This window comes from Kitasatospora sp. NPDC057904, from assembly GCF_042887925.1.
Lineage (GTDB): Bacteria > Actinomycetota > Actinomycetes > Streptomycetales > Streptomycetaceae > Kitasatospora.
Map to the genome: position 1 here is coordinate 96,061 of NZ_JBHVOL010000006.1, position 26,085 is coordinate 122,145.

At 73.8% G+C, this 26,085-nt stretch carries 25 protein-coding genes; 13 read left to right on the forward strand and 12 right to left on the reverse strand.

The genetic code is table 11. The features are described 5' to 3' along the window. Positions 1 to 125 precede the first annotated feature (125 nt). Together ACFVSN_RS17280 and ACFVSN_RS17285 are read left to right on the forward strand one after the other, a co-directional pair. Positions 126 to 923, forward strand: a complete 798-nt coding sequence (locus tag ACFVSN_RS17280; protein WP_387955728.1) for a universal stress protein — start codon at positions 126 to 128, stop codon at positions 921 to 923. Between the two features lie 38 nt (positions 924 to 961). Further along, the gene (locus ACFVSN_RS17285; RefSeq protein WP_387955729.1) at positions 962 to 1,756 is read left to right on the forward strand and encodes a universal stress protein; all 795 of its coding nucleotides are present in this window, start codon (positions 962 to 964) and stop codon (positions 1,754 to 1,756) included. A gap of 23 nt (positions 1,757 to 1,779) precedes the next feature. Here the strand turns inward: ACFVSN_RS17285 and ACFVSN_RS17290 are convergent, their stop codons facing one another. From ACFVSN_RS17290 to ACFVSN_RS17300, 3 genes are all read right to left on the reverse strand, one after another. Then, entirely contained in the window at positions 1,780 to 2,052 is a 273-nt protein-coding gene (locus tag ACFVSN_RS17290; protein ID WP_387955731.1) for a dsRBD fold-containing protein, read from the reverse strand. Positions 2,053 to 2,450: 398 nt separating this feature from the next. Further along, positions 2,451 to 2,615, reverse strand: coding sequence for a hypothetical protein (locus ACFVSN_RS17295; RefSeq protein ID WP_387955733.1), 165 nt, complete (start codon positions 2,613 to 2,615; stop codon positions 2,451 to 2,453). Positions 2,616 to 2,812: 197 nt separating this feature from the next. Further along, positions 2,813 to 3,781, reverse strand: coding sequence for a helix-turn-helix transcriptional regulator (locus ACFVSN_RS17300; protein WP_387955735.1), 969 nt, complete (start codon positions 3,779 to 3,781; stop codon positions 2,813 to 2,815). A 451-nt stretch (positions 3,782 to 4,232) separates the two neighbouring features. On the opposite strand from ACFVSN_RS17300, the gene ACFVSN_RS17305 reads away from it, so the two are divergent. Continuing rightward, on the forward strand, positions 4,233 to 4,985 hold the full coding sequence (locus tag ACFVSN_RS17305; RefSeq protein WP_387955737.1) for a hypothetical protein: 753 nt from the start codon (positions 4,233 to 4,235) through the stop codon (positions 4,983 to 4,985). 164 nt (positions 4,986 to 5,149) lie between these two features. Here the strand turns inward: ACFVSN_RS17305 and ACFVSN_RS17310 are convergent, their stop codons facing one another. The 3 genes from ACFVSN_RS17310 to ACFVSN_RS17320 form a co-directional block, all read right to left on the reverse strand. Further along, a complete protein-coding gene (locus tag ACFVSN_RS17310) occupies positions 5,150 to 5,683 on the reverse strand; it encodes a flavodoxin family protein (RefSeq protein ID WP_387955739.1) in 534 nt (177 codons plus the stop codon). Positions 5,684 to 5,775: 92 nt separating this feature from the next. After that, positions 5,776 to 6,753 (reverse strand): universal stress protein, encoded by a 978-nt coding sequence (locus ACFVSN_RS17315; RefSeq protein WP_387955741.1) that lies wholly within the window; start codon positions 6,751 to 6,753, stop codon positions 5,776 to 5,778. A gap of 11 nt (positions 6,754 to 6,764) precedes the next feature. Continuing rightward, entirely contained in the window at positions 6,765 to 6,941 is a 177-nt protein-coding gene (locus ACFVSN_RS17320; protein ID WP_387955743.1) for a universal stress protein, read from the reverse strand. Between the two features lie 155 nt (positions 6,942 to 7,096). Between ACFVSN_RS17320 and ACFVSN_RS17325 the strand changes: the two genes are divergently transcribed. The 4 genes from ACFVSN_RS17325 to ACFVSN_RS17340 all read left to right on the forward strand — a co-directional run bounded on the left by ACFVSN_RS17325 (position 7,097) and on the right by ACFVSN_RS17340 (position 12,915). Continuing rightward, a complete protein-coding gene (locus tag ACFVSN_RS17325; protein ID WP_387955745.1) occupies positions 7,097 to 7,264 on the forward strand; it encodes a hypothetical protein in 168 nt (55 codons plus the stop codon). Between the two features lie 571 nt (positions 7,265 to 7,835). Next, on the forward strand, positions 7,836 to 10,553 hold the full coding sequence (locus tag ACFVSN_RS17330; protein ID WP_387955747.1) for a GNAT family N-acetyltransferase: 2,718 nt from the start codon (positions 7,836 to 7,838) through the stop codon (positions 10,551 to 10,553). Positions 10,554 to 10,558: 5 nt separating this feature from the next. Beyond that, a complete protein-coding gene (locus tag ACFVSN_RS17335; protein ID WP_387955749.1) occupies positions 10,559 to 11,245 on the forward strand; it encodes an HPP family protein in 687 nt (228 codons plus the stop codon). 110 nt (positions 11,246 to 11,355) lie between these two features. Beyond that, positions 11,356 to 12,915, forward strand: a complete 1,560-nt coding sequence (locus tag ACFVSN_RS17340) for an HNH endonuclease (protein ID WP_387955751.1) — start codon at positions 11,356 to 11,358, stop codon at positions 12,913 to 12,915. A 7-nt stretch (positions 12,916 to 12,922) separates the two neighbouring features. On the opposite strand, the gene ACFVSN_RS17345 is transcribed toward ACFVSN_RS17340, so the two are convergent. Further along, positions 12,923 to 14,335, reverse strand: a complete 1,413-nt coding sequence (locus ACFVSN_RS17345; RefSeq protein ID WP_387955753.1) for an MBL fold metallo-hydrolase RNA specificity domain-containing protein — start codon at positions 14,333 to 14,335, stop codon at positions 12,923 to 12,925. Positions 14,336 to 14,657: 322 nt separating this feature from the next. Continuing rightward, positions 14,658 to 15,074 carry a GNAT family N-acetyltransferase gene (locus tag ACFVSN_RS17350; protein WP_387955755.1) on the reverse strand — a complete coding sequence of 139 codons (417 nt, stop codon included), beginning with the start codon at positions 15,072 to 15,074 and terminating at the stop codon, positions 14,658 to 14,660. Positions 15,075 to 15,467: 393 nt separating this feature from the next. Between ACFVSN_RS17350 and ACFVSN_RS17355 the strand changes: the two genes are divergently transcribed. Further along, on the forward strand, positions 15,468 to 16,145 hold the full coding sequence (locus ACFVSN_RS17355; RefSeq protein WP_387955757.1) for a response regulator: 678 nt from the start codon (positions 15,468 to 15,470) through the stop codon (positions 16,143 to 16,145). Positions 16,146 to 16,253: 108 nt separating this feature from the next. Continuing rightward, a complete protein-coding gene (locus ACFVSN_RS17360; protein WP_387955759.1) occupies positions 16,254 to 17,231 on the forward strand; it encodes an Acg family FMN-binding oxidoreductase in 978 nt (325 codons plus the stop codon). A 66-nt stretch (positions 17,232 to 17,297) separates the two neighbouring features. Here the strand turns inward: ACFVSN_RS17360 and ACFVSN_RS17365 are convergent, their stop codons facing one another. Further along, positions 17,298 to 17,897 (reverse strand): cation transporter, encoded by a 600-nt coding sequence (locus tag ACFVSN_RS17365; RefSeq protein ID WP_387955761.1) that lies wholly within the window; start codon positions 17,895 to 17,897, stop codon positions 17,298 to 17,300. Between the two features lie 82 nt (positions 17,898 to 17,979). Then, on the reverse strand, positions 17,980 to 19,716 hold the full coding sequence (locus ACFVSN_RS17370; RefSeq protein ID WP_387955763.1) for a GAF domain-containing protein: 1,737 nt from the start codon (positions 19,714 to 19,716) through the stop codon (positions 17,980 to 17,982). Positions 19,717 to 19,902: 186 nt separating this feature from the next. Between ACFVSN_RS17370 and ACFVSN_RS17375 the strand changes: the two genes are divergently transcribed. After that, positions 19,903 to 20,946 carry a zinc-dependent alcohol dehydrogenase family protein gene (locus ACFVSN_RS17375; protein ID WP_387955765.1) on the forward strand — a complete coding sequence of 348 codons (1,044 nt, stop codon included), beginning with the start codon at positions 19,903 to 19,905 and terminating at the stop codon, positions 20,944 to 20,946. Between the two features lie 30 nt (positions 20,947 to 20,976). Further along, positions 20,977 to 21,630 (forward strand): helix-turn-helix domain-containing protein, encoded by a 654-nt coding sequence (locus tag ACFVSN_RS17380; protein ID WP_387955767.1) that lies wholly within the window; start codon positions 20,977 to 20,979, stop codon positions 21,628 to 21,630. Positions 21,631 to 21,680: 50 nt separating this feature from the next. Here the strand turns inward: ACFVSN_RS17380 and ACFVSN_RS17385 are convergent, their stop codons facing one another. Both ACFVSN_RS17385 and ACFVSN_RS17390 read right to left on the reverse strand, forming a co-directional pair. Next, positions 21,681 to 22,145, reverse strand: a complete 465-nt coding sequence (locus tag ACFVSN_RS17385) for an FMN-binding protein (RefSeq protein ID WP_387955768.1) — start codon at positions 22,143 to 22,145, stop codon at positions 21,681 to 21,683. Positions 22,146 to 22,178: 33 nt separating this feature from the next. Further along, positions 22,179 to 23,525 (reverse strand): ferric reductase-like transmembrane domain-containing protein, encoded by a 1,347-nt coding sequence (locus ACFVSN_RS17390; RefSeq protein WP_387955770.1) that lies wholly within the window; start codon positions 23,523 to 23,525, stop codon positions 22,179 to 22,181. 257 nt (positions 23,526 to 23,782) lie between these two features. Between ACFVSN_RS17390 and ACFVSN_RS17395 the strand changes: the two genes are divergently transcribed. Then, positions 23,783 to 24,496, forward strand: coding sequence for a response regulator transcription factor (locus tag ACFVSN_RS17395; RefSeq protein WP_387955772.1), 714 nt, complete (start codon positions 23,783 to 23,785; stop codon positions 24,494 to 24,496). Then, complete coding sequence (locus ACFVSN_RS17400) at positions 24,493 to 25,968, forward strand: sensor histidine kinase (protein ID WP_387955773.1); 1,476 nt, start codon at positions 24,493 to 24,495, stop codon at positions 25,966 to 25,968. Before ACFVSN_RS17395 ends, ACFVSN_RS17400 begins: the two co-directional genes overlap by 4 nt. The last annotated feature ends 117 nt before the right edge of the window (positions 25,969 to 26,085 follow it).

Sequence of the window (26,085 nt, forward strand, 5' to 3'; positions counted from 1 at the left end):
CGGGTGGCCCCTCGTGGAGGGGCCGCTGGTCCCGGCCCGGCCGGGCCTGCCCGGTCCTGTCGCCGGCGCGCGGCCGGCGGGACGATGAGTGCGGCCGTTCGTCGAACCGGAAGGAGATGGCCGTCATGGAACTGCCCGTCACGGTTGGGGTCGACGGCTCGTCCGCGAGTCTGCGGGCGGCCGGCCTCGCCGCCGAGGAAGCCCTGTCGAGGGGGCGCGGGCTACGCGTCCTGCACGCCTTGCCGCTCATGCCGCACCTGGTCTCGGGGAGGGACACCCGCCCCCGGTGGGGCGAACGGGGCGCACTGGCGGAGGTGCGGCACGTGCTGGCCGTCCGTCACCCGGAGCTGCGCGTGCGGGCGGAGGAGGTGCACGACGTCGCCACGGCGGCCCTGGTGGCCGCGGGGGAGGCGGCCGAACTGCTGGTCCTGGCCGCGCGCGGGGACGGAGGCTTCCCCGGGCTGCGGGTCGGCGCGACCGCCCTCCACGTCGCGGCCCGCGCCGGGTGCCCGGTCATCGTGGCACCCGTCGCGGAGGACCCGGTGCCCCGGGACCACGTCCTCGCCGCGGTGGACGCCCGTCGCCCGGCCGAGGCCGTCCTCGACTTCGCCTTCGACCTGGCGCGCCGCCACGATCTGGCGCTGCGCGTGCTCCACGCGTGGCCACCCGGGGGACCGGGCCGGTCGGAGCGCGAACTGCTCTCGACGGCTCTCGAACCCTGGCGGGCCGCGTACCCGGACGTCCCGCTGACCGGGGACTGCGAACCGGGCGGCGCCGGGCAGGTGCTGGTCGAGGCGTCGGCGAAGGCGCGGTTCCTGGTCCTGGGCCGACGGCGGTGCGCACCGGTGGGCCGGCTCGGCCCGGTGGCCCACGCGGCGCTGCACCACGCCGAGTGCGCCGTCGCCGTCGTGCCCGAGGCATGAACCGGCCGGAGTGCCGACGGACGAACAGGAGACGGATCATGTCCTTCGAAGTCGTGGCGGGCGTCGACGGCTCCGCGCCGAGCGAGGCCGCCGCCCGCTGGGCAGCGTACGACGCGTACCGCCGGGGCGTCCGGTTGCGGCTGATCGCCGTCATCCGGGACACACGCGCCTTCGGTGAAGACGCGCCGCAGGGAATGCCCGCGTTCGTGCCGGTGCTCCGCGACCGCCTCACGGACCTCCTCCCGGAACTGGAGATCACCTGCGAGGCGGTCCCGGGAACACCGTGGAGCGTGCTGGCCTCCGCGGGCCGGCGGAGGGGCCTGCTGGTGCTCGGCTCGCGCGGTCCGGGCCGTCTGGCCGGGCCGCTCGCCGGCTCGGTGGCGCTCCGGACGGCGGCGGAGGCGCACTGCCCCGTCGTCCTGGTCCGCCCCGGCGCCGAGGACGCGGAGGCCGGGCAGGGGCCGATCGTGGTGGGCGTCGAGGCGGACCGGCCGTGTGGTGCCGTGCTCGACTTCGCCTTCGCGGAGGCGGCCCGGTGCGGGGCCGGGCTGAGGGTCCTGGCGGGCGGGAGCGAGGGAGCCCTCGCGCAGGAGTCGCGGCTCGCGGACGCCCTGGCCCGCGGTAGGGACAGGTACCCGGACGTCCTCACCACGACCGAGGTGTTCGGCCGGCCGGCCGTCAGCCGACTGGTCGAGGCCTCGCGCACGGCGGCCCTGGTCGTCCTCGGCCGCCGCTCGCCTCGACTCGCTTTCGCTGCACTGAGGTTGGGCCCGGTGGCGCACGGCGTGATCCACCACGCGCACGGCCCGGTGGCGATCCTCCCGGACCCGTGAGCCCCGACCCGTGAGCTCACCGGTCAGTCCGCGTCGGCAGGGGCGTTGGCGGCGGAGTCGTTGAGCCCGGCACGCAGGAGCTGGTGGCCGAGGTCGATGAGGGCGCGCGCGGCGGCGAACTCGTCGCCGATCTCGGGCACCGGCGGGTCGTGCGGGCTGCGGCGCGCGGCGGTGCGGCTCTCCAGCACGTTGTCGCCGGTGTCGAGGACGGCGTGGACCTTGGTCTCGTCGGCTTCCTCGAAGAGGTCGATGCGCAGCTTCCACTGCTTGGTGCGCATCGTGGAGTTCGTGGTCATGCCGGGCCTCCCGGGTCCGGTCGGGCCCTGGGCGGTGGACCCCGGGCCGGTGGCCAGGAGCCCACGCCCCGGTTGATCTTGATCTTGCAGGCAGACTTCTCCCTGCCGCGTTCGGCCTGGACGGTCAGTACACGGTCGTCGACGCTGACCGTGACGTCCTTGTCCTGCGAAGGCAGCCGGCCGTGGCAGCCTCCACATGAAGGCGGACTTCCGGGGTGGGTCAGGCCGCCGCTTCGGGCAGCGTACTGCGGGAAACGGGGACGAGCAGGTCGAAGAGTCGCTGGACGACGTCGCCCAGCAGGTCGTCGACGGTGAGCATGCCGCTGGGTGGCCGGGTTCGACTTCGCGCCGCTGACTGTCCGGCGCGAACTGCTCGCCCTCACCGAACCCGGCGGTTCTCAGATCCACTCCTCCGCGGCCAGGGCCGCGAGGAGTCCGACACAGGTGACCATCAACGACAAGGGGTACCAATTCGGGTAGGCATCGACTCGCCGCTTTGTGCTGGCCGCGACCACCGCCAGCGTGATCTGTGCTGACGAGATCAGGATGATTGCGGTCCTCATGCGTCCCCTGTGAGTCATGTGCGGGCCCTGCCCGCCGTTCTGTGGTGGAGGGCCTGGGTCAAGCGCTTTCCTTTCGCCGACCCATCGGCAGCGAGCGCCGGTGAATTAATCTATCCGTACCGGAATTAAATGGGTTCGTTGGTCCTGCGGAATTTCGTGCAGGGGCCGTCCGATCCCTTGCAGGTTCGTGCGGGGGATCAGATCCAACGCCGGTCGCGGGCCGCCAGGGCCGCCTGGAACCGGTTGGGCGCGTCCAGTCGGCGCAGCAGGGAGGCGACGTGGCCGCGGTAGGTGCGCAGTGACATGCCCAGTTCCCGTGCGCCGGCCTCGTCCTTGTCGGCCCGCGCCATGACCTGGAGGACCTGTCGCTCGGCCGTGGAGGGCAGTTCGTCCGTGACCGCGCACGACTGTGACCAGCGGCGTTCGAACAGGCTCAGGAGGTGGGCCAGCAGTCCGGGCTGGCGGACGATCAGGGCGCCGCGGGTGATGTCGTCCGGGTCGGTCGCCACCAGGGCGGTCCGCCGGTCGAAGATCACCATCCGCTCCAGCGGGCCGGCGGTCCCGCGCACCTGGGCGCCCCGCTCCGCGAGCTCCGACACGAAGCGGTCGACCTGCCGGCAGTCGAGTGCGCTGGTGTGCAGGATGGTCCGCATCCGCAGCCCTCGACGCAGGTACTTCAGATCCGAGGTCCTGACGGCGTCGAGAGCCGCGGTGAGGATCGGCCCCGGGTGCGTGGTGAGCCGTTCCTCCCGGGCGAAGAAGGACAGCTCGTCGACGCAGGCGATCACCTGGTCCAGGCCATCGACCTGCTGCAACTCGTTGACCGCCGCGCGTTGCCCCGCCTGTTGGTCCTCGGCCAGCGCGTCGATCAGGTGGCGGGAGGAGGCGACCTGCCGGATCTCGCCCTGCAGTCCGTGGATGCGCAGCCGCGCCAGCCGGTCGACCGCGGTCGCGGGGTCGACGCCGCTGAAGGCGCTCCGGTCGGTGGCCGCCCGCACCACGCCCAGGTCCCGCAGCCGGGCCACGGCGGTGGCTGCCTCGTCCTCGTCCGTCCCGCAGACGTGGGCGATCACCGCGAGTCCGATACCGGGGGAGCGCAGGAGGAGTCGGTAGACCGCCTCCTCCTGTGAGCTCAGGCCGAGCACCGCGAGTGCGTTGCCTTCCATGGGACCCCCGGGTGCGGCGTGGACGAGGCGAGGTGCGGCGGCCCTGGTGGGGCCCGCCATCCGGAAGATCGTGCCCCGGCGCGCCGAGCGGCCCCAGGGGCCTCCGCCTCGTATTGGTCAGGACCAATGTCCCGGACGTTGCAGGAGCCTGCGGCCCGGTTCTGCAGGAAGTGACGGGGTATCCCGCCAGTATTCCCATACGTGCACGGATAGGTTTGACGGGCCTTCATGGATGGAGGCGCGAAATTCCACGCAGTACAACACCAGAAAGTCATCCCCCGTGCATCACGCCTTTCGCCGAACGATTCCAGGTCTCACCGCTCTCGCCGTGGCGGCGGGAACCCCGTTCCTCTCCCTCGGCGCTGCGCACGCCGAGACCGCGGGCGACTGTTCAGGGGCCAAGGTCGAATACTCAACGGACGGTGGCCGCACCTGGAGCGCGGCCCGCCGGATGAGCGAGCCGCACGGCGTCATCGACGTCCGGCTCGCGGGGGAGCCCGGGGCCGGCTGCGTCTACAAGGTCTCGCTGGCCTCGTACGACACCGAGGGGCCGACGTGGCCCACCTCGGGCCACCAGACCTTCCTCGGGTGGGCCACCGCCACGCTCGACCTGGACAAGCGCGGGGCGACCCTGGACGTGTCGGCCCGCCTGCCGAAGTGCTACGGCCAGATCGACCTCTACGCCGGGGACGAGAAGTTCGACGGCGTCGACAATCCGCTGCCCAGCTTTCCGCACGCCGTCATCGCGGACCAGCTGATCTCCGGCTGGGGCGGCGGGGCCCGGTGCGAGCCGGAGCCGACGGCGTCACCGACGGCGACTCCCACCACCGACCCCACCGGGATCCCCAGCGCCACCCCGACGCCCACCGCCACGTCGAGCCCGACCGCCACCGCGAGCCCGACGGCCACCGCGACCGCGACCGCGACTTCGGATCCGGTCCCGTCCACCGCCCCCGAGCCCTCGGAGCCGGCCACCGGAGCCCCGTCGACGGCACCGGGCAACGAGGAGTCCCCCTCCCCGTCCGCCTCCGCCGACACCCCCTCGGGCCCGTCCACGGCTCCGCCCGCGCCGGGCGGCGGGAACCTGGCCCAGACCGGCGGTGACGGCGGCCGGACGCTCGCCTACGGCGTCGGCGGCGCGGCGCTGCTCGCCGTCGGCACGGGCACCCTGGCGGCCGCCCGCCGCCGGGCCGCCCGCCGCTGACGCTCCCGCCCCCTCTGGCGGCCACCGCCGCTTCACGGCGGCGAAGCGGTCCGGGGTGACGGAGATCGAGCGGCTGATCGCGAGCCGCATCGCGCGGGGATCACGAGCTGCGGCTCGCGGACGCCCTCGGTGAGGGGCGCGATGCCCGCGAATCCGACTACCCGTCAGACCAGGGCCGCGCCCCAGGCGCGGGCGCGGTCGAGTTCGCCGGTGTGCAGCGGGCCGTCGACGCCGTCGACGATGAAGCCTTCGGGTTCGGCTACCACGTCGTAGCGGTGGTGGGAGAGCCGCTGGGCGATGCCCTTGGCGGCGCCGCCGGAGCCGGCGGTCGCGCCGCGGGTGTCGAACGCGGCGGCATGGGCGCCGGGCTCGCTCTTCGGGAGGCCGTGGAACCACGAGCGCAGGCCCGGTCCCTCGACGGTCTCCCGGGCCTCGGCGGCCGCGTCCTCGTACCCCTCCTTGCGGTGCTCGGCCGAGGCGGCCAGGCGGCGGCTGAGCCCGGAGGACATGCCGTGCATGTGGGTCGGGCCGCCGACCACCAGCAGGTCCGCGGTGCGCGTCACGTCCGGGCCGGCCTCTGCCACCGGGAGGCAGTCGACGTCCGCGGCGGGGTCAGCCTGGTGGACGCCCTCGGCGATCGCCTCGGCGATCTCGCGGGTGTTGCCGTACATGCTCTCGTACACGATCACGGTGTGCATGGTCTCCACCTTTCGTCACCACCAGGTTCGCGCCGGGCGGCCGGTCGTGCGCGGGCCGTTCGGCCCGGACCCGGACGCCGGACGGCCCCGGGTCAGCCGTGCGGGACGACCGCCACCGGGCAGTGGGCGTGGTGGACCGCGGCGTGGGCCACCGGGCCGAGGCGGGAGCCGAGCGGATGGTGGTGGGCGCGTCGGCCGACGACGAGCAGCCGGGCCGTCCCGGCCGCGGCGACGAGGACGGCGGACGCGTTGCCGAGGATCGTTTCGCAGGTCGCGTCCACCTCCGGATGACGGGCCCGCCAGGGTTCGACGATCGCGGTGAACCGGGCGTGCTCGGCCTCGGAGAGCCCATCCTCCAGCCCGCCGATCGCGTCAAACGTCAGGTAGTCGCGGAGGGGCGGCGGTGTCCAGGCGTGGATGACGCGCAGCGGCGCGCCGCGGCCGGCGGCGGCCTCGAAGGCGAAGGCCAGTACCTCGTCCGCCGGGTGCGCGAGGTCGAGGCCCGTCAGCACGGCGCCCTCACCCTCGCTCTCCCCGGCCCGGACGAGCACCACCGGGCAGGCCGCGCGGCCCAGCACCTCCTGGCTCACCGAGCCGGTCAGGTAGCCGTGTACGGCACCCAGCCCCCGCGAGCCGAGCGCCAGCACGGCGGCGCTGCGCGCGGCGTCCCCCAGCGCCTCGGCCGGCTCGGCGCGGACGTGCGAGGAACTGATCGGCACCTCGAGCTCCAGGGTGCGCAACTCGGCTTCACGAACGGAGAGTTGTTCCACGCTACGGTGATACGTCTCGTCGCTCCCCACCACGTCCCGCCGTGGCCATGGCCAGGCCTGGAGGAGCGTGAGGGGGCACGCGCGGCGTTGCGCCTCGCGGAGGGCCCACTCGGTGGCGGCGAGGCTTTCGGGTGAGCCGTCGAATCCGACGACGACGGGAGGGTTCACGACCACGGCTTCCTCCTCAGGATGTGCCCGGGTTCGGTGCGGGGGAGTGGGTACCGGGTCCTGGATGACGTGCTCGGGATCGCGGGAGACCACAACCGGGTAGTGGGACTGGGCGCTCACCGGGACGGTCACCGAGTAGGTGCTCAGCGTCTCCTGGGGAACTCGCGGAACAGGGGCGGCACGGCGTGCACCAGCCGCAGCGGCAGCCCGCGGCGGTCGGCCTCGTCGGCGGCCCAGGCGGCGGTCATCCGGCCGGTGTCGAGCGCGTCGACGCCGAGGACGACGGGACGGCGCGGGCCGTCCGGACGCACGGGTGTCATGGCTCCTCCTCGGGCCGGACGATCGAACCCTGCTCCCACGCTAGGCAGGCGGTGCCCCCGGCGCGAGGGCCGACCGGCCCAGACGGCGGAGTCCGTTGGGGAACGGTGGCGCCACGGCACTCCCCCGTCGCGACCGCACGTAGTAGAACGAAAGGATGGGAAGACAGTGGGTCGCCGTGCTCTACGTGCTCGCGATGGTGGCCGTCGTGGTCGGTGTGGACGTCCTGTTCTTCAGGCACCAGTTCTGGGCGCGGCTGATGGTGAATGCCGGGATCGTCCTGGTGTTCCTCGCGTTCTACCTGAGGTTCCTGAAGCGCTCGTGATCGCGGCCGCCGCCGTCGGCAGCCAGGAAGCTGGATGGGGGAGTCAGATCCCTGCTTGCGTAGCCGGGCCACCGCGAACCCGGCGAGGCGGGCGAGGACGGGTGCGGCGGCCTGGGGGCGACTTCCGTGCCGCGCCGGCCCATGGCCACGCCGATGTCCGTGCGGCGCAGAGCGGGGCCGTCGCTGACGCCGTCGTCGGTGATCCGTGGCAGGGGCCGGACGGTCCCGCCTGTGGGGTCCGCCCGGCCCTGGGGCCCCGGCCCCGGCGGAGGAACGCTGGCGGTACGAGCCCGTAGGCCACCCCGGAAGCCCAGGAGGCGCGCCATGTCCGCCACAGCCACCACGCACCCGCACCCGGCCCCGGGCGCGTCCCTGCGGCAGCACCTCCGGCGGGCCGCCGGGCACGACCACAACCCGCTCTGCCGCCCGCTCGACCGGGCCTATGCCCGAGGCCCTCCGGGCCCGCCCGCCACGCCGAACGGCACGGCGGTCGGGGCCGGTCGGCCCTCGCGTCCAGGCGGTGGCGTGCGCAGGCTGGAGGGAAGAACGGCGACGGCCGAGGAGATGAGCCATGTCCACCGTCCACCTTCCGCGGACCACCGCCGAGGCCCTGCTGGCCGACGGCACCACGGTCTCGATCCGGCCGCTCGGCCCGAACGACCACCGTGCCGTCCTCGGCCTGCACACCGACGGGATGTCCGAGGAGAGCCGCCGGATGCGGTTCTTCGGAGTCAGCCGCAACGCGCCGGCACAGGCCGCCGACCGGCTCTGCGGCGAGTGTCCGGGCGTCCTGGCCATCGGTGCCTGGGCCGGGGAGGAACTGATCGGCGAGGCGGACTGCGAGCTGCTGGACGACCCGCCGGAGACGGCCGAGCTGGCGCTCGCGGTGGCCGACCGGTGGCACCACCGCGGCGCGGCCACGCTGCTCCTCGAACACCTCGTGCACGCTGCCCGGGCGCACGGCGTCCGCTTCTTCGAGGCCGACGTCCTGTTCGGCAACCGGGCCGTCCTCCAGGTGTTCGCCGATCTCGGCCTGCCGGTCGAGCGGCGGTTCGAGCAGGGCGAGGTCCGCCTCCGGGTGCCGCTGGACGAGACGGACGAGCGCTACCGCGCCGCGGTGGACGAGCGCGGCCGCCGCGCCGACGTGGCCAGTCTCGCGGCGCTGCTCCGGCCCGCGTCGGTGGCGGTGGTCGGAGCCTCCCGGCGGGAGGGTTCGGTCGGCCGCACCGTCCTCGGGAAGATCCGCCGGGGCGGCTTCACCGGCACGCTCTTGGCGGTCAACCCGCACGCTGGGGAGATCGACGGCGTGCCCGCGTACCCGTCCGTCGCCGCCCTGCCCGCGGTGCCCGACCTCGTGGTGCTCGCCGTGCCGGCCGCCGCCGTCCCGGGCGTGGCGGAGGAGTGCGGTGCCGTCGGGGTCCGCGCGCTGGTGGTGCTCGCCGCGGGGCTCGGGGCCGAGGAGGCCCGTCGGCTGATGGCCGCCTGCCGCCGCCACAGCATGCGCCTCGTCGGCCCGAACAGCCTCGGCCTCGCCCAGGCCGATCCCGCCGTCCGGCTGGACGCCGAGTTCGGCGGGGCGTTCCCGCGCACCGGAACGGCCGGGTTGGCCGTTCAGAGCGGCGGCGTGGGGATCGCCCTGTTGCAGCGGCTCGCGTGGCTGGGCATCGGGGTGTCGAGCTTCGTGTCGCTCGGCGACAAGTACGACGTCAGCGGCAACGACCTGCTCCAGTGGTGGGAGTCGGACGGCCGCACCGACCTCGCCCTGCTCCACCTGGAGTCCTTCGGAAACCCGCGCGCCTTCGCCCGCACCGCCCGCCGCGTCACCCGCACGATCCCGGTGCTCACGGTCGACGCCGGACGCTCCGTCGCGGGCCGCCGCGGCGCGGCCTCGCACACCGCGGCGGCCGCCACCCCCACAGTCACCCGCGAGGCCCTGTTCCGGCAGGCCGGCATCACCGCCGTCCACAGTATCGACGAACTCGTCCAGGCCGCAGCTCTGTTGCACACACAGCCGCTGATCGCCCCGCGCGGGGCGGTCGCCGTGGTGTCCAACGCGGGGGGCATTGGCATCCTGGCCGCCGACGCTTGCGCGGAAGCCGGCCTCGAACTGCCCGAACTCCCGCAGGGGCTGGCCGGGCTGCTCCCCGCCGGCGCCTCCGTCCGGAACCCGGTGGACACCACGGCGGCGATCGGCCCGGTCGAACTCACCCACTTCCTCCGGGCGTTGGAGCGCGATCCGGCCATCGACGCCATTCTTGTGTGCCTGGTGCCGACCGCGCTTTTCACGCGCGACGGCGACCCGGCGCACGCCCTGCTGGAGGGCCCGGCCCGGCGCCGCGTCCCGATCGCCGCCGTGCTGCTCGACCAGCAGGTGCCCGTCCGCCTGCGCGACTGCGCCTTCGGCGGCGCGTTGCCGGTCTACTCGGACGCCGTCGCGGCAGCCCGTGCCCTCGGCCACGCCCGGGAGCGCGCACGCCGACTCGCGGAACCTTCCTCCGCCCCCGCCGACGCCCCGGACTGCGACCGGCGCACCGCCCGCAGCCTGGTCGACGGCTACCTCACCGCCCACCCGGAGGGCGGCTGGCTGGACCCGCTGAGCACCGCCGACCTCCTCACGGCCTACGGGCTGCCACTGACCACGTCCGTCTGGGCCAGGGACGAGGACGCGGCCGTCGCCACCGCCGCCGGGCTGCGCGGCCGCGGGCACGCCGGCGAGGTGGCGCTGAAGGCGTACTGGCCCGGCCAGGTCCACAAGAGCGTGGCGGGCGCGGTCCGCACGGGCCTCGCCACGGACGACGACGTACGCGCCGCCTACCGCGACTTCACCCGGCGCTTCGGCGCGGAACTGGCCGGCGCGGTGGTCCAGCCGATGGCGGCCCCCGGGGTCGAGCTGCTGGCGGGAGTGGTCCAGGACCGGGTCTTCGGTCCGCTCGTCGTCCTCGGTCTGGGCGGCACCGCCGCCGACGTCCTGGCCGACCGGGTCGCGCGGCTCGCCCCGCTGAGCGAGCGCGACCTCACCACCATGCCCGCCGAACTGCGCAGCGCACCCCTGCTGTCGGGCGACGGCGGGACACCGCTCGTCGACCTGGCGGCCGTCCGGTCCGTCCTCGCTCGGCTGTCCCGGCTCGCCGACGACGTCCCCGAGCTCGTCGAGGCCGACCTCAACCCCGTGATCGTCCGCCCCGACGGCGCGGTCTGCGTGGACGCCCGGGTCCGCCTCGAACCCCGGCCCTCCTTCGACCCCTACCTGCGGCGGCTCCGGCGACCGGCGGCGGCCGAAGGGACGTGAACCCCGTGAAGCACAGCATCCTCGACGGAGCGCCCGCCCTGACCTTCCCCGACACCGAGTCCGCCCGCCCACCGGGCCGGACGCTGGTCCGCGACTGCGTGAGCCACCCCGGTGTCGCGGTCACCCCCGGCACCGACTTCGCCACCGTGGCCGCCGTGCTGAGTGCCTCCCGGCGCGGCATCGTGCCGGTGGTCACGGCGGACGGATCGGTCGCCGGGGCGGTCGCCGTGTCCGACCTCCTCGCCGCGTACGCCGACGAGGACACCGAGGCCGAGCTGTCCGCCCGCGACCTCATGACCTCGCCAGCGGTCACCATCACCGACACGACGACCGCCGCCGCGGCGGCGGCCCTGCTCGCCGAGCACTCCCTGCACCACCTGCCCGTCGTCGACGCCGACGGCCGCCTGACCGGCCTGCTGTCCTCCCACGACCTGCTGGACGCCCTGCGCCGCGACGACGAGGCGATCCGCTCCGAAGTACTGGCCCTCGCCCTCACCCCCGGAAGCGGCGCAGTACCGACCTCGCTGCACGTCCGGTGCGAGCGCGGCCGGGTCTCGATCGCCGGCCGCACCCGCACCCGCGGCGACGCCGCCGCCCTCTGCCTCCAGATCGCCCGCATCGACGGCCTCGCCGAGGTGGTCGACCACCTCACCTGGGACCTCGACGACACCGCCCCGCAGCCGCACGGCTGACAGCGCGCCGACTCATCGAAGTCGGGGCCAGCGGATCGCGCGTAGAATCCCTGTCAGCTGGTCCACGCTGCGTGTACCGTGCGCTTCCTGACGAAGGAGGCCGCACGGCAGTGGAGCACAGCGAGTTCTTTCGGGCCGTCGCCCGACTCCATGCGGGCGCGGACGTGGGTGACCACATGGTGGTGGTGGACCGCGCGGCTCGTGGTTGGATCACGGTAGCCGTAGGCGAACGCGGCCATCCGATCGTGGAGTTCCGATTCGCCGCCGACGAGCAGGGGACTCTGCTCTACGAACGGCTGCATTCGCGTGCGACGCGAGGCCTCACGCTGGCCATCGGCAGCGCCTTGTACTGGAACAGGTTCACGCTGTGCGTGCGGGCGACGTACCCGCCGGGCGAGGTCGCCCCCGAGGCGGTCGAGTGGGCGGCCCGCGTCATCAACGTGTTCCGTCGGATCGTCCTCGGATCGGTCGACTACAACAACGGTGGGGAACAGGGGAACTGGGTCCGCACGCTCTCGGTCTCGAAGGCCGAACGCCGGGAGTTCATGCGTGCGGTGTCCGACGCGCTGCCGGACTCCGTCGACACGGTGGACGGTGTGTCGATCGCCCCGCACCCCGACGGGCTGCTCTTGGTGATGTTCACGGGCTCGAACAGTCTCGCGGTCGAGGTGGCTGCCACCGGCGCCTGCGGGCGACACCTTCCCGTCCTGCGCGCGAACAAGGATCTGATCGCGCGACAGCTGGGGTGTGATCTGGTGTGGACCGGCAAACGGTCCTTCCTGCGCGCCGATTGTCCCTTCCCGCCGTTCCGTTGGGACAGGATCGACGAGAGAGCGAGGGACTGGGCCGTCGCCACCGCCGGGGACCTCCGCCGGCACGTCCTGGCGCCGCTTCGTGCCGCCGCGCACTCCGGGGTGGACGTGTCCGTGTGGTTGGCACAGACCGATCCGACGGGCAGCGCCGAGGAGAATCCCGCCCGTGCTCGTGTGGTTCCCGAGGCAGCCGGTGCGCCTCCGGCTCCGGCCCCGTCGACGACATCGCTCCCGGGCCGAGCCGAGGAGGTCCGCGATTCATCGCCACGACCGGAAGAAGATCGTGTACGGCCGGAGGTGCTGTGCGCGATCTGCCGAAATCCCGTCCGCAACGGCCTGATACGCCATCAGCGCTGCGAACGGGCCCGCCGTGACGCCCCTGCCGGGCGGTCCCAGGAGCCCGCATCCGACACTCTCGGTCGCGCCGTCGCGGACGGGGTGCACCCGTCCGACACACAGGACACCGCGGGGAGGACCGCGGACTATCGCAGCCGCGTCGAGGCCTTGGAGGTCAAGGGAGTCGCGGATCGCACGATGTCCAAGCAGGTCCGGCGCAGGCGCTACGCGCTCGCTCGAACTCTGGTCCTCGAACAGTGCCTCGCCCAGAACGGCGGCCACTGCGAGAACCCGCACTGCGCGAACCCGTCGTTCCGGGAATCCAGCCGCACGGGGGAACCGATCCTCGACGTGGATCACGTGGACGACCACGCCGCCGGCGGGGCGGATCACCCGGCGAACATGATCGCTCTCTGCCCCAACTGTCATGCGGTCAAGACGCGTGGAACACGGCGGGAGGAACTGCGCGAGGTGTTCCGAAGTGTCGCAGGAGAGCGGCACGAACGGGCTCTGCGCGCCTGACAGCCGCTCAGCGGATGAGCACCCGCTCGCCCGAGCGGGGGACCACGGCGGTCCAGCCGAGTTCGCGGTCGATGCGGTCGCGCAGCGCCTCCGAGCCCTCCGGCTCGCCGTGGACGAGGTAGACGGTGCTCGGCGGTGCTGCCGGGCGGAGCCACTCGATGATCTCGGCGGCGTCGGCGTGCGCGGAGAACGCGGGGACGTTGACGACTTCGGCACGCACCGGGACGTAGGTGCCGTACATCTTCAGCGTGCGGGCGCCGTCGACCAGGTCCCGGGCGCGGGTGCCCTCGGCGGCGTAGCCGACCACGACGACGGTGTTGCGGGCGTCCGGGAGGAGGCGGCGCAGGTGGTGAACGACACGGCCGCCGGTGGCCATGCCGGAGGCGGAGACGATGACGGCCGGGCCGTGGGCGCGGCCCAGGGCGAGTGATTCCTGGAGCGAGTGGACGAGGGTGAACGGCTCGGGGTCCAGGGCAGCCGGGCCCTCGGCGAGGACGTCGGGGCGCAGCTGGTCGGAGCCCGCCGCGAAGGCCTCCCGGTAGATCTGCAGGGTGGCCAGCGCCATCGGGCTGTCCACGTAGACGGGCACGTGGGCCGGCAGCCGTCCGGCGCGGCGGAGCTCGGCGAGCTGGTGCAGGACGACCTCGGTGCGGTCGACGGCGAAGGACGGGATGACGACGGTGCCGCCGCGCGCCAGGGTCCGCTCCAGCGCCTGGGCGAACCACTCACGGGCGGCCGTCTCCTCGTGGTGCCGGTGGCCGTACGTGGACTCCATGAGCAGGACGTCGGCGCCGGTGAACGGCTCGGGCGGGCGCAGCAGCGGGTGGACGGGGCGGCCGAGGTCGCCGCTGGCGGCGACGGTGTGGCCGTCCTCCAGGGTCAGGTGGGCCCAGGCGGAGCCGAGGATGTGTCCCCCGCGGCGCAGCCGGAGCACGGTGCCGGCGGTCACCTCGACGTCGGTGTCCAGGGGAACCGGGTCGAACATGCGCAGCGCGTTCTCGACGTCCTTGTCGTCGTAGAGCGGCTGGGCGGGGCGGTGCTTGGACCAGCCGTGCTCGTTGGCGTGGTCGGCCTCCTCCTGCTGCAGGTGGGCGCTGTCGCGCAGGATCAGTTCGGCGATGCGCGCGGTGTCGGGGGTGGTGAGCACCGGGCCGCGGAAGCCGTCGCGGACGAGCCGTGGCAGGTAGCCGCAGTGATCCAGGTGGGCGTGGGTGAGCACGACGGCCTGCACGTCGGCGGGGTCGAGCGGCAGCGGGCGCCGGTTGCGGCGGCGCAGCTCGGCGACACCCTGGAACAGCCCGCAGTCGATCATCAGGCGGGCGTGGTCGGTCTCGACCAGGAACTTGCTGCCGGTGACGGTTCCCACGCCGCCGAGGAAGGTCAGCAGGCCCGGGCGGGGCGTCGGGGTCTCCGTGGTCATGGCCGCCTCCGGGACGGTTCGGGGTCCCCCCATCGTCGCGCCGCGCAGGCGTCCTGTCCTGGGCCGGACAGGACCTGGTGACGGGGACCATCCGGCCCTGCGCGCCGGCTTCCGGAGGGCGGCCAGTGCCGCCAGGTCACCACCGACCCGGTGCCCCGGCGGACCATCCGCAGCAGCCGTCTGCCCTCGTCATCATCGACCTCGCGGACCTGCACGCGTCCAGCCACCAGGACAGCTTGACGGAAACCCGCACATCCCAGGTAGTCGACCGGACGCCGGGTCGCCAACCATCCGGTGCGGGAAGGGGATCCGTTGCACCGGTCTACAGCTGATCGAATGTCCAGGTGAGTACCACCTGTCCCGTTTCCGGGACGCCGCCGGCGCGGCGGTACGTCGCCAGTGCCGCCGCATTCTCCTCGTCCGTGATCGTCCACACGCCGTAGCAGCCCCGTTCGCGTGACAGGTCCGCAAGCGCCGACACCAGAGCCCGGCCGACGCCACGCCCACGGAACGACTCGTCCACGCCCAGCTCGTACAGGAACATCTCGGTTCCCTTGTCCGGATGGGTCATCTCGACACCGGTGACCATCCCCGCCGGGACGTCGTCCACATAGGCGATCAGGAGGTGATGGCACTCGTCCGCCAGGAAGCGTTCAGTGGCCTCCCGCCCTGGGGCGGTGTCGAAGAGATGTCCAGCGGCGTTGACCGCCTCGACCTGAGTGACACGACGGATCTCCATTCGAGGATCCTGGCACGTTCCGGCATCGGGTGGCGGCCGTTTTGCCGTGGAGCGATCCTGACGCCGAATCCGGCTCCACGGCCTTCGGAACCCCACCGCTCCGACCCCTACCGCTTTCTCGGCAGGGCGAACGTTGCCTGATTCGGCACTAGGCCAGACGCTCTGGCTCGCCCCGGGCGACGTCCAGGTGGCGGTGCACGGCGGCGTCGTCACGCGGAAGGGCAGGCTCCCCGTCGGCGTCGAGCTCCGGCTCCCCGGGCCGGCCTGAGCGTGGCGACCCGCGTGGGCCGGTCCGTCGTGGCCGCCGCCGGCCGTTGGGCGAGCTGGTGCGCCCGGCGGCGCGGACGCGCAGAATCGGGGGTGTCACCGAGCGCGCACCGCAGGGAGCAGGCCATGGACACGCCCCAGCCCGTGCGGGTGTTCCTGCTGGACGACCACGAGGTGGTCCGCCGGGGCGTCCGCGACCTCCTGGAGGCCGAGCCGGACATCGAGGTGGTCGGCGAAGCGGGAACCTGTGCCCAGGCCCTCGCCCGGGTGCCGGCGCTGCGCCCGGACGTCGCCGTGCTCGACGTGCGCCTCCCGGACGGCGACGGCGTGACCGTGTGCCGGGAGCTCCGGGACCGGATGCCCGGACTGAACTGCCTGATGCTGACCTCCTTCGACGACGACGACGCCCTGCTCGACGCGATCATGGCCGGGGCGGCCGGCTACGTCCTGAAGCAGATCAAGGGTGCGGACCTGGTCAGCGCCGTCCGCACGGTGGCCTCCGGCCAGTCCATGCTCGACCCGGCCACCACCCGCAAGCTGATGGAGAGCCTGCGCCACCACGAGGAGAGCGGGACCGACGGCGTCCTCGCCGGGCTCACGCCGCGAGAACGCGAGATCCTGGTGCTGGTGGGGGAGGGCAAGACCAACCGCCAGATCGGCCATGAGCTCTACCTCGCCGAGAAGACCGTGAAGAACCACGTGTCCCGCCTGCTCGCCAAGCTCGGTGTCGAGCGCCGGCTCCAGGCCGCCGTGCTGGCGGCTCACGCCGATCCCGGGCAGCAGCACCACCAGCGCCCGCACTGAGGCGCCGTGGCCCGGACGGTCCCGGGGTCCGGGCCGAACGGCCCAAGCGCCGTGCCGCACGCCGGCCGCACCGTGGAGGTGATCCACCAACCCACCCGGGAGGCGGTCATGACCACCCTCGCCATCGACGCCGCCGCACTGGAGAAGCTCGTCTCCGCCGCGGTTGCCGCACCGTCGATCCACAACAGCCAGCCTTGGCGCTTCCGCCTGGAGCCGGCCACCTCGACCGTGGAGGTCCGGGCGGACCGGACCCGCGCCGTCCCGGCCGCCGATCCGCAGGGACGGGCGCTGTACGTTTCCGTCGGCGCGGCCGTCCTCAACCTGCGCGTCGCCGCCCGTCACCTCGGCTGGGCACCCGAGGTGCGCCTGCTGCCCGACCCGGCCGAGCCGGACCTCCTCGCGGCCGTCGAGCTCGATGCCGCGGCAGCCGCACCCGCCCCGGGAAACGACCGGCTGTACGAGGCGATCTGGCGCCGGCACTCCAGCCGTCTGCCGTTCACCGGCGAGCCGGTTCCGAAGGCCGTCCTGGACGAGCTCGTCACCGTCGCCCACGCCGAAGGCGCTGGGCTCCACCTGCCCGACCACACGGAGACCGCGCGGCTGCTGCACCTCACCGCCGAGGCCGAGCGGCGCAACACCACCGACGAGGCCCAGCGGACGGAGAGCCGCAGCTGGATCCGTTCCGGCGAGGCGCCGCCGTACGGGATCCCGGTCGGTGCGCTCGGCCCGCAGGACCTGGCCGGCCACGTTCCGATGCGCGACTTCTCCGCCATCCACGCCGCCGAACACCAGGCGCCCGCCCTCTTCGAGCACGAGCCGCGCATCGCCGTCCTCGGCACCGACCGCGACACGCCCGAGGACTGGCTGCGCGCCGGCCTCGCCCTGGAGCACGTGCTCCTGGCCGCCACGATCCACGGCGTCCGGGCCTCCCTCCTGCACCAGGCGATGGAGTGGCCCAACCTCCGCTGGGAGGCGCGCGACCCGCGCGACCGCCCCGGCTACGTCCAGATGCTGGTCCGCCTCGGTTACGGCCCCGAGGGCGCGCCCACTCCCCGCCTCACGGCCCGTGAGGTCCTGGAGCCGTAGCGGCGGGGCGGCCCGGGCGTTCCGGGTCGGGAGGATCCATGTCCGGTGGCGGTCGGCCGGCCGGGGTCAGTGCTCGCCGAAGAAGATCTCCCGGACCTCGCGGGCGGCGTAGTAGACCAGCACGTAGCCGGCCGCCGGGTCGGCCCACCACCAGCCGAGGGTGGTGTTGAGGACGAGGCCGAGCAGGACGGCCGCGGCGAGCAGGCCGTCGATGAGGGTGACCCGGCCCTCGGTCCTCAGGACGGGGTTGTCCAGGGCGGCGCCGGTGCGGGCCTTGCCGTAGGCGAGCGCGAACATCACGGCGGCGGTGACGGCGGTCCAGGCGATCCCGAGCGGCGAGTGGTGCGGACGGAAGCCGCTGACCAGGACGGCGGTCGACTGCACGAGGAGGTAGAGGCCGAGCAGCGCGAAGCCGGCACCGATCAGCTTCAGCGCCCGCTTCTGCCGCTCCTCGCCGGTGCCGGACAGCTCCCAGACGACCACGGTGGAGGCACCGATCTCGATCAGGGAGTCCAGGCCGAAACCGGCCAGGGCGACGGAGCGGGCAGCGATCGCGGCGATCGCGAGGACCACGATCCCGACCACGTTCCAGCCCAGGGTCGTGTATTCGAGGGCGAAACCCCGGCGGAGCAGGCTCTGGCGGGAGGTCGTGTCGAGATCGGTCACCGGAGGATTGTCGCAGCAGTCCGTCCGGGTGCGCCTCGCAGGGCGCCCGCGGGCACGGGCAGGCACCCGGCCGGATGCGGTGTCATCGCTCCCCGGCGGGCAACGGGACCCGCCACACCAGCTCGGTGCCGCCCTCGGGGCGCGTGCGGGCGGTGAAGGTCCCGCCCAGGGCGGAGGCACGGTCGGCGAGGTTGGCGAGGCCGCTGCGGCGGCCGCCCTCGGGCAGACCGACACCGTCGTCGGTCACGGTGAGCGTCAGCGAGGTGCCCGCGTCGATCGAGGCCTCCACGGCGTTCGCCTCCGCGTGGCGGGCGGCGTTGGACAGGGCCTCCTCCAGGACGGCGACGGTCGCGTCCGCGATCTCGGCGGGGACGGCGACGTCGAGCAGGCCTGTCATCCGCAGCGCCGGGGTGAAGCCGAAGGCACGGGCGGCGCGTTCGACGACCACGACGAGCCGGGCGCGCAGGCCGACCGCGGCCGGGCCGGACTCGCGAAGGCGTAGGCCGAAGATCGTGGCCCGGATGGTCTTGGCGGTCTCGTCCAGGTCGTCGATCGCCCGCAGGACCCGGTCGGTCGCCTCGGGGTGCTCGATGAATCGGGTGGCGCCCTGGAGGGTCATGCCGGTGGCGAAGAGGCGCTGGATGGCGAGGTCGTGCAGGTCACGGGCGATGCGGTCGCGCTCCTGGAGCAGCGCGACCTGCTCGGAGTCGCGGCGGCGCTCGGCGAGCTCCATCGCCACCGCCGCCTGGTTGGCGAAACCCAGCAGGGGGCCCGACTCGCCCTCGTCGAACAGGGGTGCGCCGGCCGCCCTGGCGAGCATCAGCACACCGCGCACCCCCCGCTCGGTGGTGCCGATGGGGACCGCGACGGCGGGCCCCAGCCCCTCCCAGCGGGGCGGCCCGGCGGTGATCCTCGGGTCCTTCTGGACATCGGGGCTCACCACGAGCCCGGCAGTGCGGACGGCCGCGCCGGCGAACGACCCCTCCACCGGCAGCACCAGCCCGCGGTGCTCCTCCGCACCGAGGCCCACGGCGATCCGGACCTCCAGCTCGTGGGAACCGGGTAGCGGTACGGCGACCACGGCGAGGTCGGCGCCGGCGATCTCGGTGGCCCGGGCGAGCAGCAGGTCGAGCACCTCCTGCTCGGCACTTCCCGACAGCAGCCTGCTGGTGACCTCGGCGCTCGCCTCCAGCCAGTGCTCCCTCTGCCGGGCCCTGGCGTAGAGCCGGGCGTTGTCGATCGCCACGCCGGCGGCGACGGCGAGGGTGGCGAGCACCGACTCGTCCTCGGCGTCGAAGCCGCCGCCGCCGCGCTTCTCGGTCAGGTAGAGGTTGCCGAACACATTTCCCCGGATGCGGATGGGCACGCCCAGGAAGCTGTTCATCGGCGGGTGGTCGGCCGGGAAGCCGTAGGAGGCCGGGTGATCGGCGATCCGGGTGAGCCGAAGCGGCTCGGGGTGGCGGATCAGCTCGCCGAGGATGCCGTGGCCGGACGGCAGCGCTCCGATCAGCTTGACCTGCTCGTCCGAGACGCCGACCGGGATGAACCGGGACAGCCGCTGGTCCTCGCCGATCACGCCCAGGGCGCCGTACTCGGCGTCCACCAGCGTGACGGCGGCCTCCACGATGTGCTTCAGCGCCTGGGACAGCTCCAGGTCGCGCCCCACGGCCAGCACCGCCTCCAGCAGGCTGTGCACGCGGTCGCGGGTGCCCCGGGCCGTGTCCAGCCGGGCCTGGAGCTCGTCCAGCAGCTCATCCAGCCGCAGCTTCGGCACGGGGGCACCGGTATCCGACGCGCCGATCTCCGATGCGCTGCCCAACGAAACCTCCGCGGCTCGCCCGATGCCACTGACCAGCGTAGGCGTGCACGGCCCGTGCTGCGGGGCCGAGGGGGCCCAACGGCCCTGGGCGGGGACCCCACCAGCCCCATGGCGCCCCGCACGGTCCGGCGGAACGCTGGAAGAGCGGAAGCACCGGCTCCGCCACCTGAAAGGAGCGGACACGGCATGAAAGCGCTCACCTACCACGGACCCGGCCGCCGCGTCTGGGGCGACGCCCCGGACCCGGTGGTCCGCGACCCGGAGGACGCCGTCGTCCGGGTGGACGCGGTGACCATCTGCGGCACCGATCTGCACATCCTCAAGGGCGACGTCCCCGAGGTCACCGATGGCCGCGTCCTCGGCCACGAGGCCGTCGGCACCGTCGTCGAGACCGGTCCGGGCGTGCGCACCGTCGCGTCCGGCGACCGCGTGCTGATCTCCTGCATCTCGGCCTGCGGCCGCTGCGCCTACTGCCGCGCCGCGAGCTACGGCCAGTGCACGGGCGGAGGCGGCTGGATCCTCGGCCACCTGATCGACGGCTGCCAGGCCGAGTACGTCCGGACCCCCTTCGCGGACACCTCGTTGCACGGGCTCCCCGGCGGAGTCACCGACGAGGACGCCCTGCTGCTCGCGGACATCCTGCCCACCGCCTACGAGGTCGGGGTCCGCAACGGGCAGGTCACCCCGGGCGACACCGTCGCGATCGTCGGCGCGGGCCCGATCGGGCTCGCCGCGATCCTCACCGCCCGGCTCTACAGTCCGGCCCGCGTCATCGCGATCGACCTCGCCAGGACCCGCCTGGACGCCGCGAAGCGCTTCGGCGCCGACACGGCGCTGACCGCGGCGGAGGCCACCCCGGAGGTCGTGCGGGCACTGAGCCGCGACGGCCTCGGCGTCGACGTCGCGATCGAGGCGGTCGGCGTGCCCGGGACCTTCGAACTGTGCACGGGCCTGGTGCGCCCGGGCGGCCGGGTGGCCAACGTCGGCGTGCACGGCAAGGCGGCGACGCTCCACCTGGAGGACCTCTGGATCAGGGACGTCACCATCACCACCGGTCTCGTCGACACGTGCAGCACCCCGATGCTGCTCGACCTGCTGGCCGCCGGCCGACTGGACATCGGCGGTCTCGTCACCCACCGCTTCGGCCTCCCCGAGATGCAGGAGGCGTACGACGTCTTCGCCGACGCTGCCGACACCGGCGCCCTCAAGGTCGCGCTCTTCCGGACGTGACCTCATCCGCACCACCGAGGAGCACCAGCCATGGCCGCCCACCCCGACGCCGAGGACATCGCCCGCCGCGTCGTCGACCGCTGTCGCCAACTCGGCCTCAGCGAAAACGTCTTGTGCCGACGCGCCGGCATGGCTCCGTCCTACCTGCGGTTGCTCATGCGGGCCGGACCGGAATTCGACCCGGACGCGTTCGTCCGGATCGCCACCGCCCTCGGGACCACCTGGTCGGAGCTGGCCGCGGGCGACCGCCCCGACGCCCCGCCAGGGAAGGCGGGGCCCGGGCCGAAACCGCTGCTGTTCCACCTCGCCGAGGCGGAGTGCTGGGAGCTGATCGGTACCCACGGCGTCGGCCGGATCGGCCTGTCCGGCGGACCGTCACCGGACGTGCTCCCGGTCAACTACGCGGTGGACGCCCGGACGGTCGTCTACCGCACGTCGCCCAGGGTCGCCGCCGCCCCGCCCGAGGGCACCCCGGTCTCGTTCCAGGTCGATCACATCGACGACCGCCACGGTCACGGCTGGAGCGTCCTCATCCACGGCGAGGCGCACCGCATCGACGATCCGGACGAGGAACGGCGACTCGCCGCGCTCCCCGGCGCCGTCCCGTGGGCCGGCGGCCACCGCCCGCTGTGGGTGCGCGTGCGGCCGGGCGAGGTGACCGGGCGCCGGATCGGCACCGGGTGACGCTCCTCCGGCCGCCCCACCGCGTGATCGCTCCTCCGGCCTCCGCCCGGTCAGTTCCGGGCCTTGTCCAGCGCGCTCTGCAGGGACCGGGTGTAGCCGTCGCTGGTGTAGCTGGCTCCGGAGACCACGTCGATGTCGGCGCTCTGCGCCGCGATGGCCTCCTTGTTGAGCAGCGGCAGGGCGTACGAGTTGATCGAACGGTCGCGGCCGCTCTCGGAGGGGTACTGCACCACGTCGATCCGGGTGATCTTGCCGCCGCTGAGGGCGACCCGGACCTGTACCGGCCCGTAACGGGTGTCGACCGCGTCGCCGGTGATGCTGCGCGCTGCGCCCGTGCCGGCGCTCGGAGCGGCCACCGGGCCTGCTGCGGACGTCGGCGCGTTCCGGGCGAGCCCGGTCGGGTCGGAGCTGATCGGTTTGACGCCCGCGCTCGTCACCCCTGCGTGGGGTTCCAACGACAGCAGCAGCACGATCCCGGCTGCGGTCGCCGAGGCGGTGACGACGGCCCTGCGCATCTCGAATTCTCCTCTGCACTCAGAACGCGAAACTCAGAACGCGAACGACTCGTGGTGGATGCGGGACCGCGGCACCCCGGCCGCCCGGAGCGCCTGCACCGCGTCCCGGGCCAGTTCCTCCGGTCCGCACAGGTAGACCTCGTGCCGGGCCAGGTCGGGCACCAGCCGGGACAGCGCCGCCCCGAGACCGCCCACCTGTGTGCGGGAGCCCACCAGGTGGTGCACCCGGGCGCCCCGGGCCGCGGCGACCGCCGCCAGCTCGTCCTGGAACAGCAAGTCCTGTGGCCTGCGGACGCGTTGGACCAAGGTGACCTCACCGGGCAGCGTCTCGAAGAGCGCACGCAGCGGCGTGATCCCGACACCGGCCGCGAACAGCAGTACCTTCCGCTTGCGTTGCAGCCGCCCGGTGAACGCGCCGTACGGGCCCTCGGCACGCACCCGGGTACCGGGTCGGAGCCGGGCGACGGCCGCGCTGTGCCCGCCCAGGTCCTTCACGGTGAAACGCAGGTACTCCGAGTGCGGCGGAGCGGACAGCGAGTACGGGTTGGCGGCCAAGCGCAGGCCCGGGGCCTGGAACTGGAGGCGGAAGAACTGGCCCGCCTCCGCCCCGAGTTCGTCCAGCCGCTCGCCCGTGAGGAACAACGAGACCACGCCCGGTGCCTCCCGGCGTACCTCCGCGACCCGCAGCCGGTGCCTTCGATCGCGCAGGTACGGCACGGCCAGCCGGCACCAGCCGATCAGCAGGGCCGTTCCGCCGTACAGCAGGTACCAGAGCACGCGGCCGGGGCCGTCGCCGAGGTCGGCGCCGTCGCTGAGCTGGTGGGCGAAGCCGAGTGCGACGGCGAGGTAGGTGGCCAGGTGCAGGTAGTACCAGGCCTCGTAGCTCAGCCGGCGGCGGGCGGCACGGGCCGAGACGATGCCGGTGCCGAACATCAGCAGCGTCGCGGCCGTCGCCTTCAGCATGTCGGGGAAGTGGAGGACCATCTGCACGCCCTCACCGACCACCCCGCGGCCGTCGGTCAGGGCGTAGCCCCAGATGACGGTCGTCACGTGCGCCGCCACCAGGCCGACCAGGTACCGGCCCCCGAAGGCGTGCCAGCGGGCGAGCCGGTCGGCGCCCACCCCGCGCTCCAGCACCGGAATCCGTGCCATCAGGAGCAGCAGCACCGGCGCCGCGTATCCGGCGAGCAGACCGGTGATCCGGCCCGCGCCGGTCAGCCACCCGGCTGTGCCGTCGACCCCGACGGTGTCCCGCCACCATGGCGCGAGCACGCCGAGCGCACCCACCGCGATCAGCGCGAGCACGGCGGACGGCAGGAACCGCACCGGAAGCCCCCCGTTGGCGCGCGGTGCGCGGCGGCTCTGGGCGACTGCGCCCAAGACCGGCCCCCCTTTTCCCTTTCGATCGACCTTTCGATCGACGTCTCGATCAGTGCCCGACCACCTTGACAGCGCAAGCTCTCAGTTCCCTCTGAGTCCAGCCGCTGCCGACCGGAGCCGGAGGCGTTCTCGCAGCTCAGAGCCGCCGGCCGGGGCCGGCCGGGCAGACCGCGTCTCACGGCTTTCTCATGGCCGTCCATCAGAATCGAGGCCGACCGGACCGCGACCGGTCGACCCGCCCGAGCCCCAGGAGCCACATGGACCGCAGCGCTGATCCGCCGTCCTGGCGGATCCTGGTCGTGGACGACGAACCGGACCTGGTCGACGTGCTCTGCGCCACCCTCCGCTACGAGGGCTGGGAGGCGCGCGGTGCCGCGGACGGCGTCGCAGCGGTCGCCGCCGCCACCGAGTGGCAGCCGCACGCCGTGGTGCTCGACATGATGCTGCCGGACCTCGACGGCATGGAGGTGCTGAGCCGCATCCACGCCACCCGCCCCGAGGTGCGGGTGCTCTTCCTGACCGCCAGGGACACCGTCGAGGACCGGATCACGGGCCTGGCCGCAGGCGGGGACGACTACGTCACGAAACCGTTCAGCCTGGCGGAGGTCGTGGTCCGGCTTCGGAGCCTGCTCCGCCGTACCCCCGTGGCCGGACCGGCCGGACCGCCGGACGGTGCCCTGACGCTCGGCGACCTGGTCCTGGACGATCGCGCCCGCGAGGTCACGAGGGGTGGCGAGCCCGTCGAGCTCAGTCCGACCGAGTACGCACTGCTGCGCTACCTGATGGACCACCCCCGACAGGTGCTCAGCAAGGCCCAGATCCTGGACGCGGTGTGGTCGTACGACTTCGGCGGTCAGGCACACGTGGTGGAGCTCTACATCAGCTACCTGCGCAAGAAGCTCGACGCGGGGCGGTCGCCGATGATCCACACCGTCCGGGGCGCCGGCTACCTGATCAAGCCCGCGCGGTGAGGGGCCTGCCCGTCGGCCCGCGGACGCTGCGCGCCCGGCTGATCACCGGCGTGCTGGCCCTGTTGCTGCTGACCTGCGGAGGGGTGAGCCTCGCGACCACCGAATTGCTGCGGCACTTCCTGGTCGGCCGGCTCGACCAGCAGATCGCCGCCGCAGGCGCACGCTACGCCGCGAGTCTCGAACACGCCGGCGGACCGAACGCGGCCACCGACACCCGCGCGCAGGCCCCCGGCACGTTCGGCGCCCGCCTGCTCGATGGTCGGGTGACCGGCGCGGGCGTGGTGGACGGTGACGCCGACGACGCCGACGTGGCGGCCGGCGACCGGCCCGCCGACACCGACGACCGCGTCGACCTCTCCGCCGCCGACCAGGGGCACCTTGCCGCCCTGCCGCCGGACGGGTCGGCACGTGAGGTCGGACTCGGCAGACTCGGCGACTACCGCGTCCGGGCCGTGGCCGGGAGGGACGGCGACGTGCTCGTCACCGGGCTGCCGATGAGCCCGGTCGAGGCGACCACGAACAAGCTCGTCATGGTGGAGCTGCTGGTCTTCGGCGTGGCCCTGACCGCCACCGGGGTCGCCGGCGCGCTCTGGGTGCGGCTGTCGCTGCGCCCCCTGAAACGCGTGGCCGACACGGCCGAGCGGGTCAGCGCGCTGCCGCTGGGCTGCGGCGAGGTGACCCTGTCGGAACGCGTGCCCGACGAGGACCCGCGCACCGAGGTCGGCAGGGTCGGCTCCGCGCTCAACCGGATGCTCGGCCACGTCGAGCAGTCGTTGGCCAGGCGCCACCTGGTCGAGGAACGTCTGCGCGCCTTCGCCGCCGACGCCAGCCACGAACTTCGCACCCCGGTCGCCACCGTCCGCGGCCACGCCGAGCTGGCGCTGCGCCACCCCGGACCGGTCCCCGACGAGGTCCGGCACTCGCTCGGCCGGATCGAGGCCGAGTCGCGCCGGATGGGCGCGATCGTCGAGGACCTGCTGCTGCTCGCCCGCCTGGACGCCGGCCGGCCGCTCGCCGCCGACCAGGTCGACCTGACCCGCCTGGCCCTGGACGGCACGGCCGACGCCCGAGCCGTCGCCCCCGACCACCACTGGCGGCTGGACCTGCCCGCGCAGCCCGTCCTGGTGCCGGGCGACGCCGACCGGCTGCGCCAGGTGGTGGCCAACCTCCTCGCCAACGCCGCCGCCCACACGCCCGGAGGCACCGAGGTGACCGTGCACCTGGCGTCGGCCCCGGGACAGGTGGTGCGCCTCGCCGTCACCGACACCGGGCCGGGCATTGACCCGGAGCTGGCCCGACAGGTCTTCGAACGCTTCGTCCGCGGCGACCGCGCCCGCTCCCGCGCCACCGGCAGCACCGGCCTCGGCCTGGCCATCGTCCACGCGGTCGTCACCGCCCACCACGGCTCGGTCGAGCTGACCAGCCGCCCGGGGCGCACGGTCTTCACGGTCACGCTCCCGGCGACGGCCTGACCCCGGGGCCGGTGGGCAACGGCCGCCGGGCCGTGCGCCGAACCCACCGGCGAGACCCGCATCACGGTTGCCATGAGAACTCGCCGGGCCTGTCCGGTAGGTCAGGTCGGGTGACAG

Bases quoted from the DNA above. Each gene is read 5' to 3' on its own strand.
- ACFVSN_RS17280 (WP_387955728.1), top strand. From the start codon at position 126: ATGGAACTGCCCGTCACGGTTGGGGTCGACGGCTCGTCCGCGAGTCTG.
- ACFVSN_RS17285 (WP_387955729.1), top strand. From the start codon at position 962: ATGTCCTTCGAAGTCGTGGCGGGCGTCGACGGCTCCGCGCCGAGCGAG.
- ACFVSN_RS17290 (WP_387955731.1), bottom strand. From the start codon at position 2,052: ATGACCACGAACTCCACGATGCGCACCAAGCAGTGGAAGCTGCGCATC.
- ACFVSN_RS17295 (WP_387955733.1), bottom strand. From the start codon at position 2,615: ATGAGGACCGCAATCATCCTGATCTCGTCAGCACAGATCACGCTGGCG.
- ACFVSN_RS17300 (WP_387955735.1), bottom strand. From the start codon at position 3,781: ATGGAAGGCAACGCACTCGCGGTGCTCGGCCTGAGCTCACAGGAGGAG.
- ACFVSN_RS17305 (WP_387955737.1), top strand. From the start codon at position 4,233: ATGAGCGAGCCGCACGGCGTCATCGACGTCCGGCTCGCGGGGGAGCCC.
- ACFVSN_RS17310 (WP_387955739.1), bottom strand. From the start codon at position 5,683: ATGCACACCGTGATCGTGTACGAGAGCATGTACGGCAACACCCGCGAG.
- ACFVSN_RS17320 (WP_387955743.1), bottom strand. From the start codon at position 6,941: ATGACACCCGTGCGTCCGGACGGCCCGCGCCGTCCCGTCGTCCTCGGC.
- ACFVSN_RS17325 (WP_387955745.1), top strand. From the start codon at position 7,097: ATGGGAAGACAGTGGGTCGCCGTGCTCTACGTGCTCGCGATGGTGGCC.
- ACFVSN_RS17330 (WP_387955747.1), top strand. From the start codon at position 7,836: ATGTCCACCGTCCACCTTCCGCGGACCACCGCCGAGGCCCTGCTGGCC.
- ACFVSN_RS17345 (WP_387955753.1), bottom strand. From the start codon at position 14,335: ATGACCACGGAGACCCCGACGCCCCGCCCGGGCCTGCTGACCTTCCTC.
- ACFVSN_RS17350 (WP_387955755.1), bottom strand. From the start codon at position 15,074: ATGGAGATCCGTCGTGTCACTCAGGTCGAGGCGGTCAACGCCGCTGGA.
- ACFVSN_RS17355 (WP_387955757.1), top strand. From the start codon at position 15,468: ATGGACACGCCCCAGCCCGTGCGGGTGTTCCTGCTGGACGACCACGAG.
- ACFVSN_RS17360 (WP_387955759.1), top strand. From the start codon at position 16,254: ATGACCACCCTCGCCATCGACGCCGCCGCACTGGAGAAGCTCGTCTCC.
- ACFVSN_RS17375 (WP_387955765.1), top strand. From the start codon at position 19,903: ATGAAAGCGCTCACCTACCACGGACCCGGCCGCCGCGTCTGGGGCGAC.
- ACFVSN_RS17380 (WP_387955767.1), top strand. From the start codon at position 20,977: ATGGCCGCCCACCCCGACGCCGAGGACATCGCCCGCCGCGTCGTCGAC.
- ACFVSN_RS17385 (WP_387955768.1), bottom strand. From the start codon at position 22,145: ATGCGCAGGGCCGTCGTCACCGCCTCGGCGACCGCAGCCGGGATCGTG.
- ACFVSN_RS17395 (WP_387955772.1), top strand. From the start codon at position 23,783: ATGGACCGCAGCGCTGATCCGCCGTCCTGGCGGATCCTGGTCGTGGAC.